Source organism: Cellulomonas septica (assembly GCF_012396155.1).
Taxonomy (GTDB): Bacteria; Actinomycetota; Actinomycetes; order Actinomycetales; family Cellulomonadaceae; genus Cellulomonas; species Cellulomonas septica.
On sequence record NZ_JAAXOY010000050.1, the window covers coordinates 1 to 10,354 of the forward strand.

Consider the following 10,354-nt stretch of genomic DNA (forward strand, 5'->3'; position numbering starts at 1 on the left):
CGGCGCGCGAGCAGGTGAGCCGGTCGGCGAGCGGCCGATCGTGCGCGCCGCGGAGACGGGCGACCTGGAGCGGGTCCGGGCGCTGCTGGCCGAAGGCGTTCCGGCGTCGGACCGCGACCCAGGCGGGTGGACGGCCCTGCACGCCGCCGCCGTGCGCTCCCATCGGGACGTGGTCCGGCTCCTGCTGGAGTCGGGAGCGGAGGTCGACGTGGTGGACGACGACTCCTTCACGCCCCTGCTGAGCGCGGCTGGCGTCGGGGACGCCCCGACCGTGCGGCTACTCGTCGACGCTGGGGCTGACGTGGATCACGCAGACCCGGGGAACGGGTGGACCCCGGTGAGCAGGGCCGCCGAGCACGGCAACGCGGACGTCCTCGCGCTCCTGCTCGACGCGGGTGCGGACCCAGACGCCGACGACGCTGCCGTCGCCGCTGCGGAAGTCGGTTCGCTCGCCTGCGTCCAGCTGCTCCTCGACGCCGGAGCCGACCCGGGAGCGCGCGTCGACGGCGAGACCGCCGCTGACCTCGCCCGACACCACGGACACGAGGAGGTCGCCCGCCTGCTCGAGCAGGCGGGCGGCGTCGAACGGTCTGAGTCCTAGACCCCCGTGCGGGCGGTCTTGGTGTTGTGCGCCTGCGCGCGCGGGCGGACGACGAGGAGGTCGACGTTGACGTGCGGCGGGCGGGTCAGCGCCCAGGTGATGGTGTCGGCGATGTCGTCGGCGACGAGCGGCTGGTAGCCCTCGTAGACGGCGGCGGCGCGGGCCTCGTCGCCGTCGAACCGGACGAGCGAGAACTCCTCGGTCGCGACCGCGCCGGGGGCGATCTCGATGACGCGGATCGGTTCGCCGACGATCTCCCAGCGCAGCGTCGTCGCGAGCATCCGCTCGGCGTGCTTGGCGCCCGTGTACCCGGCGCCCCCCTCGTAGGCGCCGTGCGCGGCGGTGGACGTGACCACGACGACGTCACCCGACCCGCGCTCGCGCAGCAGCGGCAGGAACGCCTTCGTGACGCGGAGCGTGCCGAGGACGTTGAGGTCGTACATCGTGCGCCACTGGTCGAGGTCGGCGGTCTCGACGGGGTCGAGGCCGAGCGCACCGCCGGCGTTGTTGACCAGGGCGTCGATGCCGCCGGTCGCGGCGACGTGCGCGGCGAGCCGGGCGACGTCGTCGTCGGACGTGACGTCGGCGACGAACGCGTCCGCACCGGTCTCGGCCGCGAGCGCCTCCAGACGGTCCCCGCGACGGGCGGTCGCGACGACGTCCCAGCCCTCGGCGCGCAGGCGGCGCACGGTCGCGGCGCCGATCCCGGACGAAGCGCCCGTGACGACGGCGCGGCGCGGACGGGCGGGGGCGGTGCTCATGAGTTCTCCCTGGGGTGGTGCACGGTGGTGCGGGCGGTCGGGCTGCCGTCGCGCATCACAGCACGTCGGCGGCGACGGCGTCGAGCACGTCGCCGAGGATCTCGAGACCGTGCGTGGCCTCGTCGGGTGTGACGATGCACGGAGGCACGACGTGCACGCGGTTGTCGGCCGTGAACGGCAGCAGGCCCCGGGCCAGGGCACCGGCGCGGACCCGGCCCATCACGGACGCGTCGACGGGTTCGCGCGTCGCGCGGTCACGCACGAGCTCGACCGCCCAGAAGACGCCGAGCCCGCGGACCTCCCCCACGAGCGGGTTGCGGGCGGCGATCGCGGCCAGGCCGGGGCCGATGACGTCCCGCCCGACGGCCGCCGCGTTGTCGACGATCCCGTCGTCGGCCATCGCGTCGAGCGTCGCGACGATCGCGGCCATCGCGAGCGGGTGACCCGAGTACGTGAGGCCGCCGGGGAAGACGCGCACGTCGAACGTGCGCGCGATCGCGTCGGAGATCATGACGCCGCCCGCGGGCACGTACCCGGAGTTGACGCCCTTCGCGAAGGTGATGAGGTCGGGCACGACGTCGAAGCCGTCGAGCGCGAGCCACCGCCCGGTCCGGCCGAACCCGGCCATGACCTCGTCGAGGATCAGCACGATGCCGTACCGGTCGGCGATCTCGCGGACGCCGCGCAGGTAGCCGGGGGGCGGCACGAGCACGCCGGCGGTGCCGGGGATCGTCTCGAGCAGGATCGCGGCGACCGACGTCGGGCCCTCGGCCTGGATCACGCGCTCCAGGTGGTGCAGCGCACGCTGGGCCTCGTGCTCGGGGGTGGTCGCCCAGAACTCCGACCGGTACGGGTAGGGCCCGAAGACGTGCACATGCCCGCGGGCGTACTCGTTGGGCACGCGGCGCCAGTCGCCCGTCGCGACGACCGCCGCGCCGGTGTTGCCGTGGTACGAGCGGTAGTGCGACACGACCTTGTCGCGGCCGGTGTGCAGGCGCGCCATGCGGATCGCGTTCTCGTTCGCGTCGGCGCCGCCGTTGGTGAAGAACACCTTGGAGAAGCCCGCGGGCGCGTGCGCCAGGATCCGCTCGGCCGCCTCGCCGCGGACGAGTGCCGCCGTCGACGGCGCGATCGTGGTCAGCGTCGACGCCTGCGCGCGGATGGCCTCGACCACGCGCGGGTGCTGGTGGCCGATGTTCGTGTTGACGAGCTGGCTCGAGAAGTCGAGGTAGCGACGGCCCGACGCGTCCCACACGTGCGAGCCCGAGCCGCCGGACAGGACGAGCGGGTCGAGGGCCGCCTGCGCGGACCAGGAGTGGAAGACGTGCTCGCGGTCGAGCCGGGCGGCGGCCGCGTCGTCGGGATGGATGGTCGTGCTGGTCGGGACGCTCACGTCTCCCCCTCGGTCGGTCGTGCGGGCCGTGCGGCGCGGGCAGGGTGCGCCCGCGCCGCACGGAGGAGGTCAGTTGCCGCCCGGCTCGAGCGTGACCTCGGCCGCCTGGAAGTCGGCGCCGTCGACGTCGACGCCCTCGGCGCGCAGCTCCTCGAGCGCCTTGTCGACGTACTCGTTGGTGTACGCGTCGGCGCTCGGCTCGGCCGTGATCACCGTCGCGCCCTGGTCGTTCTTGGTGTTCAGGGCGATGTCGACGGTCCGCTCCCAGGCCGACTCGTCGATGATCCCGATGCCGCCCGGCGACGGCCAGACGAGCTTGTTGACCTCGTTGACCTGCCAGAGCTGGTGGCTCGCGCCGAGCTGCGAGCCCGCGGCCACGACGAGGTCGCGCGCCTCCTCCGGGTTGTCGCGGACCCAGATCCAGCCCTTGAGGCTCGCCTTGAGGAACTTGACCGTCGTCTCCTCGTACTCCGCGTCCGACGCGAGGCGCTCGCTGTTCGCCCAGATCGCGTCCTGGAGCATCGCGGTGCCCTCGTCGTTCCAGTCGACGACCGTGAAGTCCTCGGGCTGGTACAGCTCGCCGGTCGCGGGGTTCACGGCCTCGAGCACCTGCGCGTACTCGTTGTACGTCATGGCCTGGGCCGCGTCGATCTCGCCCGAGAGCAGCGCGTTCATGTCGAACTGCTGCTGCACGAGCGTGACGTCGGTCGCCGGGTCGAGGCCGGCCTCCGTCATGCCGGCGAAGAGCTCGAACTCGTTGCCGAAGCCCCAGTTGCCGACCTTCTTGCCGCGCAGGTCGGCCGCCGAGGAGATGCCCGAGTCGGCGAACGCGACCTGGAGCGTGCCGGACCGCTGGAAGATCTGCGCGACGTCGGTGATGCCCGCGCCCTGCTCGCGCGACGCGAGGGCCTTCGGCACCCACGCGATCGCGTAGTCGACGGACCCGTCGGCGAGCACCGACTGCGGGACGATGTCGACGCCGCCCTCGACGATCTCGACGTCGAGGCCCTCGTCCTCGTAGAAGCCCTGCTCGGCGGCGGCGATGTAGCCGGCGAACTGGGCCTGGGTGAACCACTGCAGCTGGAGCGTGACGGGGGTCAGCCCGTCGGGGTCGCCCGACGCGTCGGGCTCGGGGTCGCCGCTGCCGCTGCTGCACGCCGACAGCACGAGCGCGGTGGCGACGCCGACGGCCGTCGCGGTCCACGCGGAACGCCTGGTGGGGGTCATCTCGGGTCCTTCCTGGGGGCGGCACTGGCGGGGCGCGCTCGCCGGAGGGGGCGAGTCGCGGTCGACCGCACCTGGCGTCGTCGGCAGGCGGGACGGGTGGGCGGCGTCAGGTCCCGTCGGGGACCGCGCCGTGGCGACGCGCGACGGCGCGTTCGAGCGCCGCGGTCGCGAGGTAGAGGACGAGGCCGAGCAGGATCGCGCCGAGCACGAACGCCCACGCCCGGGCGTACGCGCTGTTGGCGGCCGCCGCGGTGATGCGCGAACCGAGACCGTTCTGCAGCCCGCCGAAGTACTCGGCGACGACGGCCGCGATGACGCCGGTCGACGACGCGATCCGCAGCCCGGTGAACAGGTACGGCAGCGCGCCCGGCACGGTGACCGTGCGCGTGACCTGCCACGACGACGCCGCGTAGGCCCGCAAGAGGTCGCGGTGCACGGGCTGCACCTGGCGCAGGCCGCGCAGCGTGTTGACGAACACCGGCGCGAAGACCACGACAGCGACGACGAGCCGGCGCGGCGTCGTGGAGGTCGTGCCGAAGAGCGTGTTGAGCGCCGGGGCGAGTGCGACGATCGGCATGACCGACAGCGCGGCGGCCGTCGGCGACATGAGGCCGTCGACGATCCGGCTGCGTGCGGCGACGATCGCCGCGAGCACCGCCGTCACCGCACCGACCACCAGCCCGACCAGCACGTTCGCCCCCGTCGCGAGCGCCGCCGACCACACGAGCGGCACGACCTGGCGGAGCTGCTCGACGATCGCCGTCGGGCTGGGCAGCAGATACGGCGGCAGGTCCGCGGCGACGACGACGACCTGCCACACGACGAGCGCGAGCACGCCGACCAGGACGGGCGCGACCCACCGGGTGACCCGGGCGGCGCTCACCGGACGTCCACCCCGCGCGTCGGGACGTCCGCACCGTGACCGCCGTGCAGCGCCTCCCGGACCGCGGTGACCGCCGCGAAGAACGCCGCGTCCTCCCGCAGGTCGTCGGTGCGCTCGTCGGCCCGCGCCAGGTCCACGGCGACGACCTGGGCGATCCGGCCCGGACGCGGCGACATGACGACGACGCGCTGCGACAGGAACACCGCCTCGGGGATCGAGTGCGTGACGAACACGACGGCCGCCCCGGACTCGGCGCACAGCCGCACGAGCTCGGTCTGCATGCGTTCACGCGTCATCTCGTCGAGCGCGCCGAACGGCTCGTCCATGAGGAGCAGGCTCGGGCTCTCCGCGAGCGACCGCGCGATCGCGACGCGCTGCTGCATGCCGCCCGAGAGCTGGTGCGGGAAGTGCCCCGCGAAGTCCGTCAGCCCGACGAGCGCGAGCAGCTCGGCGGCGCGCGCGGCGCGCTCACGTCGGCCCACACCGTGCAGCTCGAGCGGCAGCTCGACGTTCGCGGCGACGCTCCGCCACGGCAGGAGACCCGCCTGCTGGAACGCGATCCCGTAGTCCTGCGCCTCGCGGGCGACGCGCGGCGAGCGGCCGAACACCTCGAGCTCGCCCGACGTGGGCTGGTCCAGGTCCGCGATCAGCCGCAGCAGCGTCGACTTGCCGCACCCCGACGGGCCGATGAGCGAGACGAACTCGCCCGCGGCGACGCTCAGGTGGATGTCGTCGAGCGCGGTGACCGTGCCGGCCTTCGTGGTGAACACCTTCGAGACACCGCGCACGTCGACGGCCGTCGCGGGCCCGGCGTGCGCCGTGGGCGCTGCGGCCGAGGCGGCCGCTCCGGTCGCGTCGGGGGCGGTGGTGACGTCGCTCATGAGACCTCCGCGTGGCGGTAGCGGCCCAGGCCGAGCCCGAGCAGGGTGACGAGTCCGGCGGCGACCAGGCCGAGCACCGCGGCGGCGAGGATGGCCGCCCACGGCTTGGCGGGGTCGCCGCTCGCGGCCTGGGCGTAGGCGATGACGAGGCGCCCGATGCCGCCCTTGGTGCCGGTGGACACCTCGGCGACGATCGCGCCGACGACGGCGGTGGCCGCGGCGAGCCGCAGCGCGGGCAGCAGGTACGGGACGGACGCGGGCAGCCGCAGCGAGACGAGGGTCCGCCCCCACGACGCGGCCTGCGCCCGGAACAGCTCGACCTGCGCGGCGGTCGGCGACTGCAGGCCGCGCAGCATGCCGACCGCGACGGGGAAGAACGCGAGGTAGGACGCGATGAGCGCGACCGACATCCACTTCTGCCACTCGAGCGCGCCGAGGTGGATGCGCCCGCCCCAGCCGACGACGAGCGGAGCGAGAGCGACGAGCGGCACGGTCTGCGACAGCACGACCCACGGCAGCAACGCGGACTCGGCGACCCGCGAGCGCTGCATGACGACGGCGGCGAGCGCACCCCCGACGACACCGAGCACCCACCCGGCCGCGGCGACGCGCAGCGTGAACCAGCACACCTGGAGCATCGCGACGAGCACGGTCGGCGCGCCGGTCGCGGACGTCTCGGGCTCGCCGATCCGCGCGACGATCTCCCACACGTGCGGCATCGCGACGTCGTCGGTGCGCGGCAGGACGCTCGCCTCGCCGACGTGCCACCCGGTGTCGGGGACGACGACCTTGACGACCTCCCACAGCACCACGAGCAGCACGAGCGCCGCGGCGCCCCAGAGCGCCGACCGCGCGACGCGCCGGCCCGTCGTCATGCGGTCGCCACGACGGTGTCCGCGAGCGCCGGGATGACCCGCTCGCCGTAGAGCCGCATCGTCTCCTCCTTGTTGTCGTGCTGGAGGTAGGCGGCGAACTGCGTCACGCCGAGGTCGCGCAGCGCCTCGAGCTTCTCGACGTGCTCGCGCGGGCTGCCGAGCAGGCAGAACCGCTCGACGATCTCGTCGGGCACGAACGACGTGTGCGAGTTCCCGGCCCGGCCGTGCTCGTTGTAGTCGTAGCCCTCGCGCGCCTTGATGTAGTCGGTGAGGGCCTTCGGGACGGTGCTGTCGCTGCCGTAGCGCGCGACGATGTCGGCGACGTGGTTGCCGACCATGCCGCCGAACCAGCGGCACTGCTCACGCATGTGGGCGCGGGCGGCCGGGGAGTCGCCGTCGCCGACGTACGCGGGTGCGGCGACGCAGAACTGGATGGCGTCGGGGTCGCGCCCGGCGGCCTCGGCGGCGTCGCGGACGACCTTGATCGTCCACGCGGCGATGTCGGGGTCGGCGAGCTGGAGGATGAAGCCGTCGCCGACCTCGCCCGTGAGCGTGAGCGCGAGCGGCCCGTACGCGGCGACCCACACGTCGAGCGCGGAGCCCTTGGCCCACGGGAACCGGACGGTCCGGCCGTTCACCTCGACGGCCCGGTCGTTCGCGAGCTCGCGGATCACGTGGATGGACTCGCGCAGCGTCGCGAGGTTCGACGGCCGCCCGTTGAGCGTGCGGACCGCGGAGTCGCCGCGGCCGATGCCGCACACGGTCCGGTTGCCGAACATCTCGTTGAGCGTCGCGAACAGCGAGGCCGTGACGGTCCAGTCCCGCGTCGCGGGGTTGGTGACCATCGGCCCGACGATCACCTTGCGGGTCGCGGCGAGGATCGCGGAGTACACGACGAACGGCTCCTGCCACAGCAGGTGCGAGTCGAACGTCCACACGTAGTCGAAGCCGTGCGTCTCGGCCTGGCGGGCGAGCTCGACGGTCCGCCAGGCGGGCGGGTTGGTCTGCAGGACGACACCGAAGTCCACGGGCGGTCCTCCTTCCGGGGCGTGGGGCGCGGGTCAGACGAGGTACTGCGAGAGGTCGCGCTTGAGGTAGCGCCCGTGGCCGGCCCGTCCGTGGTACCCCGCGTCGTCGACGACGACCGTCCCGCGGGACAGGACGACGTCGACGTGCCCGTCGACCTCGAAGCCCTCCCACGCGGAGTGGTCCATGTTCATGTGGTGGGTCCGGCCCTCGCCGACGCCGATGGAGGTGTGCCCCGCGGGGTCGTACACGACGACGTCCGCGTCGGCCCCGGGCGCGATGACACCCTTGCGGCCGTACAGCCCGAACATCCGCGCGGGCGTCGTCGACGTGAGCTCGACCCACCGCTCGAGCGTGATCTCGCCCGTGACGACGCCCTGGTACATGAGGTCCATGCGGTGCTCGACGGACCCGATGCCGTTGGGGATCGCCCGGAAGTCGCTCAGCCCGAGCTCCTTCTGGCCCTTCATGCAGAACGGGCAGTGGTCGGTCGACACCATCTGCAGGTCGTTGGTGCGCAGCGCCTGCCACATGTGGTCCTGGTGCCCCTCGGCCCGCGAGCGCAGCGGCGTCGAGCAGACCCACTTCGCGCCCTCGAACCCGGGCGCCCCGAGCTGCTCCTCGAGCGACAGGTACAGGTACTGCGGGCACGTCTCGCCGAACACGTTCTTGCCGTTGTCGCGGGCCCACGCGAGCTGCTGGACGGCCTGCTTGGCGCTCACGTGCACGACGTAGAGCGGCGCGTTCGTGAGGTCGGCGAGCATGATCGCGCGGTGCGTCGCCTCCTCCTCGAGCTGCCAGGCGCGGGCGATCCCGTGGAAGTACGGGTCGGTCTTGCCCCGCTCGACGAGCTGCGCCGCGAGGACGTCGATCGCGGGCCCGTTCTCGGCGTGCATCATCGTGAGCAGGCCGAGGTCGGCGGCCTTCTGCATGGCCCGCACGATCTGCGCGTCGTCGGCGTAGAACACACCGGGGTACGCCATGAAGAGCTTGTAGCTCGTGACGCCCTCCGCGACGAGGCCCTCCATGGCCTTGAGGCTGTCGTCGTCGACGCCGCCCACGATCTGGTGGAACGCGTAGTCGACGGCGCACTGCCCGGCCGCCTTGTCGTGCCACGCCGCGAGCCCGTCCATGACCCGCTCCCCCGCGCGCTGCACCGCGAAGTCCACGATCGTCGTCGTGCCGCCCCACGCCGCGGCGCGGGTGCCCGTCTCGAAGGTGTCCGATGCCGCGGTGCCGCCGAACGGCAGCTCCATGTGCGTGTGCGCGTCGACGCCGCCCGGGATGACGTACTTGCCGGTCGCGTCGATGACGCGGTCGACGTGCGCCGCCAGGTCGAAGCCGAGCAGCGTCGAGCCGGGCGCGAGCACCGCGGCGATCGTCTCGCCGTCGACGAGCACGTCGGCCGGGGTGCGGCCCGTCGCGCTCACGACGGTCCCGCCGGTGATCAGGGTCTTCACTGGTGTCCTTCCGCTCGCGGGCGCAGGTCAGGGGGCGACGATCGCGCCGTAGGCGTCGGGCCGGCGGTCGCGGAAGAACTGCCAGCGCTCGCGGACCTGGCGGATCTGGTCGAGGTCGAGGTCGCGGATCAGCAGCTGGTCCTCGGTGCTCGAGCCGACCTCGCCGACGTAGTTGCCGTCCGGCCCGACCGCGTACGACGAGCCGTAGAACGCGACGGCCTCGTCGCCGTACTCGTTGTCCTCGAGCCCGACGCGGTTGTTCGCGACGACGAAGTAGCCGTTCGCGACCGCGGCCGCGGGCTGCTCGATCTCCCAGAGCTTGTTGGAGATGCCGGGCGCGGTCGCGTTCGGGTTGAAGACGATCTCGGCGCCGTTCAGCGCGAGCACGCGCCAGCCCTCCGGGAAGTGCCGGTCGTAGCAGATGTTGACGCCGATCTTCCCGACGGCCGTCTCGAACACGGGGTACCCGAGGTTGCCGGGGCGGAAGTAGAACTTCTCCCAGAACTTCGGCAGGTGCGGGATGTGGTGCTTGCGGTACTTGCCGAGGTAGGAGCCGTCCGCGTCGATCACCGCGGCCGTGTTGTAGAGCACGCCCGGCTGGTCCTCCTCGTAGACCGGCAGCACGATCACGATGCCGAGCTCGGCCGCGAGCGCCGCGAACCGCTCGGTCGTCGGTCCGGGGACGGACTCCGCGTAGTCGTAGTAGGCGGTGTCCTGCGTGATGCCGAAGTACGGCCCGTAGAACAACTCCTGGAAGCAGATCACCTGCGCCCCGGCCGACGCGGCCTCGCGCGTCCACGCCTCGTGCAGCGCGATCATCGACTCCTTGTCGCCGGTCCAGGTGGCCTGGGTGAATGCGACGCGTACGACGGTCATGGGTCCTCCGGTCCTCGGTCGGCCGGCGGCGGGTCCCGGCCGCGGTGCCGCGGTCCCACGTCGTGCGACGGGTCCTGCCTGCCGGGCCGGGCCCCGTCGCCTGGAATGTGACTGTCGGCGTTGAACATTTCTGCGGGGTTACCCCTCGTTTCCGCCGCGCGAACAACGACGGGCCGCGTGTAAACACCTGCGACCGGCGTCCGGTTCGTCCCAGGCTTCGCCCGAGGCGTGTCCCGTGCGCGGGCATGCTGCCGCCATGGACCTGGCCACCCACGTCGACGACCGGTCGCCGCGCGGCATCGCGGCCGCGGTGGCGCGGCTCGTGCACGGCGGCGAGCTCGTCCCCGGCGACCGGCTGCCGACCGTGCGGG

The 10,354-nt window shown here is 73.1% G+C and carries 10 protein-coding genes; 1 reads left to right on the forward strand and 9 read right to left on the reverse strand.

The window, feature by feature from the left end; all coding sequences use genetic code 11:
• On the forward strand, positions 1-601 hold a 601-nt coding region (locus HGA02_RS03920; protein ID WP_168677784.1), incomplete at its 5' end, for an ankyrin repeat domain-containing protein.
• Here HGA02_RS03920 and HGA02_RS03925 read toward each other — a convergent pair.
• From HGA02_RS03925 to HGA02_RS03965, 9 genes are all read right to left on the reverse strand, one after another.
• Positions 598-1,362 carry an SDR family oxidoreductase gene (locus HGA02_RS03925; protein WP_168677786.1) on the reverse strand — a complete coding sequence of 255 codons (765 nt, stop codon included), beginning with the start codon at positions 1,360-1,362 and terminating at the stop codon, positions 598-600. The genes HGA02_RS03920 and HGA02_RS03925 overlap by 4 nt on opposite strands.
• A gap of 55 nt (positions 1,363-1,417) precedes the next feature.
• On the reverse strand, positions 1,418-2,755 hold the full coding sequence (locus HGA02_RS03930) for an aspartate aminotransferase family protein (RefSeq protein ID WP_343035255.1): 1,338 nt from the start codon (positions 2,753-2,755) through the stop codon (positions 1,418-1,420).
• Between the two features lie 69 nt (positions 2,756-2,824).
• Positions 2,825-3,982, reverse strand: coding sequence for an ABC transporter substrate-binding protein (locus tag HGA02_RS03935; RefSeq protein ID WP_168677788.1), 1,158 nt, complete (start codon positions 3,980-3,982; stop codon positions 2,825-2,827).
• 106 nt (positions 3,983-4,088) lie between these two features.
• A complete protein-coding gene (locus HGA02_RS03940; RefSeq protein ID WP_168677790.1) occupies positions 4,089-4,865 on the reverse strand; it encodes an ABC transporter permease subunit in 777 nt (258 codons plus the stop codon).
• Complete coding sequence (locus HGA02_RS03945) at positions 4,862-5,746, reverse strand: ABC transporter ATP-binding protein (RefSeq protein ID WP_168677792.1); 885 nt, start codon at positions 5,744-5,746, stop codon at positions 4,862-4,864. Before HGA02_RS03945 ends, HGA02_RS03940 begins: the two co-directional genes overlap by 4 nt.
• Positions 5,743-6,621 carry an ABC transporter permease gene (locus HGA02_RS03950; RefSeq protein WP_168677793.1) on the reverse strand — a complete coding sequence of 293 codons (879 nt, stop codon included), beginning with the start codon at positions 6,619-6,621 and terminating at the stop codon, positions 5,743-5,745. The genes HGA02_RS03945 and HGA02_RS03950 overlap by 4 nt, the downstream gene beginning before the upstream one ends.
• Positions 6,618-7,649, reverse strand: a complete 1,032-nt coding sequence (locus HGA02_RS03955) for a TIGR03842 family LLM class F420-dependent oxidoreductase (RefSeq protein WP_168677795.1) — start codon at positions 7,647-7,649, stop codon at positions 6,618-6,620. Before HGA02_RS03955 ends, HGA02_RS03950 begins: the two co-directional genes overlap by 4 nt.
• Positions 7,650-7,682: 33 nt before the next feature.
• Positions 7,683-9,107, reverse strand: a complete 1,425-nt coding sequence (hydA, locus tag HGA02_RS03960; protein ID WP_168677797.1) for a dihydropyrimidinase — start codon at positions 9,105-9,107, stop codon at positions 7,683-7,685.
• A 27-nt stretch (positions 9,108-9,134) separates the two neighbouring features.
• Positions 9,135-9,983 carry a nitrilase-related carbon-nitrogen hydrolase gene (locus HGA02_RS03965; protein ID WP_168677799.1) on the reverse strand — a complete coding sequence of 283 codons (849 nt, stop codon included), beginning with the start codon at positions 9,981-9,983 and terminating at the stop codon, positions 9,135-9,137.
• Positions 9,984-10,354 lie beyond the last annotated feature (371 nt).

Coding starts and splice junctions, on each gene's coding strand:
- HGA02_RS03935 (WP_168677788.1), bottom strand. CDS start 3,982: ATGACCCCCACCAGGCGTTCCGCGTGGACCGCGACGGCCGTCGGCGTC.
- HGA02_RS03925 (WP_168677786.1), bottom strand. CDS start 1,362: ATGAGCACCGCCCCCGCCCGTCCGCGCCGCGCCGTCGTCACGGGCGCT.
- HGA02_RS03950 (WP_168677793.1), bottom strand. CDS start 6,621: ATGACGACGGGCCGGCGCGTCGCGCGGTCGGCGCTCTGGGGCGCCGCG.
- HGA02_RS03965 (WP_168677799.1), bottom strand. CDS start 9,983: ATGACCGTCGTACGCGTCGCATTCACCCAGGCCACCTGGACCGGCGAC.
- HGA02_RS03945 (WP_168677792.1), bottom strand. CDS start 5,746: ATGAGCGACGTCACCACCGCCCCCGACGCGACCGGAGCGGCCGCCTCG.